Source organism: Mesorhizobium sp. P3_B5, assembly GCF_056402815.1.
Genome location: NZ_JBFUGR010000037.1, coordinates 1 through 1,446, shown reverse-complemented (window position 1 = coordinate 1,446; position 1,446 = coordinate 1). Strand labels below are relative to the sequence as shown.

The window sequence follows — 1,446 nt, the reverse complement described above, 5'->3', positions numbered from 1 at the left end:
CCGCAGACGCGATGTCGTGGCCCGTTACGCTTGTGGCTTCGGGGCCGTCCGAGTGTCGCTTACGCGGCTCTCTTGAATTCTCACAAGGGCTTTCTCAGAAGCAAACTGCTTCGCCGCCAGCGGCGCACCGCCCTCGTTCGTGAGGCGTATATAGTCGCCACCCATCCAGACTGTCAACAGCCACTTCCGAAGTTTTTTGGATTTCTCGTGGGCATATCCACGAAGCCGAAATTCGTGAGTTGGCTTGGCAGAAATTGCGGGCTCTGTTCCGCCGCCGATTATTTCCGCGGAGGCTCCCACACCTCGGTGACGGGTACCGGCCCTCGGCTTGAAAATTGCCTGCCCTGCTTGGTAAATGTCGACAGCCACTCCAACCCTGGGAGCGTTTCAGAGCTGGCCTTGCAGCAATTCCGCCGTGATGTTTCGACCGGCGTAAAAGATGCCCAGGATCAAAATCTGTTCGCCCTCGACCGCAAGGGCAATGCTCACGGCGCGCCGGTAGCCGATGATCCGAACCCCAGGCATGATCACGACTCGCTCTGAGCTGCGCTGTGGAAAAGTCGACAAGCCCAGTCGCGGATGCCGACAATGAATTCCAAGCGATTCGCCGGCGACGCGCGGTCGGCTATGTCGCCATTGAGCTGTTCGAGTTCAGCTTCTGCCTTGAGATGGRGGACGACCGGTACTCCATTGCCTACCTGGCTTTCGCCTGCTTCGCCCAGTGACGCGCCTCGAGCCGCGAAAAAACCGTTTCCGCAGGAATGCCCTTGGCCGGATCCTGCTGGAACTCGCTCAGGCGCGCCGGGATTTTCTCGCGCAACCATCTTTCCCGCTCCGCTTCGAAATCCCCGAGCATTCGCAGGCCGGCGCGAACAACCTCACTAGCATGTTGTAGCGGCCTGATTCGAGCCGCTTCCTGATGAAGCTCTCATAGTGGTCGTTCAGGGCGTAGTTGGGCATGGCAACCCACTGAGAGATTGTGGTGCGATCAGAACCAGTAGCAATAGATAGCAATGAATGGCCGTACGCGCGCGCACGCTTCGCAAGCGCCATCGACGAAGGATCTCGCTTCGAGAAGCTGGGCGTCGGAAGAGTTGGCTTGGGGAACGGGACAGGATTGACTTTTTTGTCCCGCGGCGTCGGCTTGGCTTCTTGCGGGCCTTGTAACTTGTAATGAGGACAGAATTCGCCTGGTCGCCGGCCTTTGAATAGCAAAACGGCCCGCATGATGCGGGCCGTTTTGTGATTTGGTTGCGGGGACAGGATTTGAACCTGTGACCTTCAGGTTATGAGCCTGACGAGCTACCGGGCTGCTCCACCCCGCGTCAACCGTTGCGGGGACAGGATTTGAACCTGTGACCTTCAGGTTATGAGCCTGACGAGCTACCGGGCTGCTCCACCCCGCGTCAACCTTAGAGGTAAGTTTTACCTTACCGGAATCAAGAG

General features: G+C 58.3%; 1 protein-coding gene, 2 tRNA genes and 1 pseudogene. 1 reads left to right on the top strand and 3 read right to left on the bottom strand.

Annotated elements, in window-relative coordinates; translation table 11 throughout:
• The first annotated feature begins 72 nt into the window (after positions 1 to 72).
• Positions 73 to 543 carry a hypothetical protein gene (locus AC1DVW_RS29645; RefSeq protein WP_477327928.1) on the top strand — a complete coding sequence of 157 codons (471 nt, stop codon included), beginning with the start codon at positions 73 to 75 and terminating at the stop codon, positions 541 to 543.
• A gap of 151 nt (positions 544 to 694) precedes the next feature.
• On the opposite strand, the pseudogene AC1DVW_RS29640 reads toward AC1DVW_RS29645, so the two are convergent.
• The 3 genes and pseudogenes from AC1DVW_RS29640 to AC1DVW_RS29630 form a co-directional block, all read right to left on the bottom strand.
• Positions 695 to 960: pseudogene (locus tag AC1DVW_RS29640) on the bottom strand (type II toxin-antitoxin system ParD family antitoxin).
• Positions 961 to 1,248: 288 nt separating this feature from the next.
• Positions 1,249 to 1,325: transfer RNA gene (locus AC1DVW_RS29635), tRNA-Met, on the bottom strand.
• Between the two features lie 7 nt (positions 1,326 to 1,332).
• A tRNA-Met gene (locus tag AC1DVW_RS29630) sits at positions 1,333 to 1,406 on the bottom strand.
• Positions 1,407 to 1,446 lie beyond the last annotated feature (40 nt).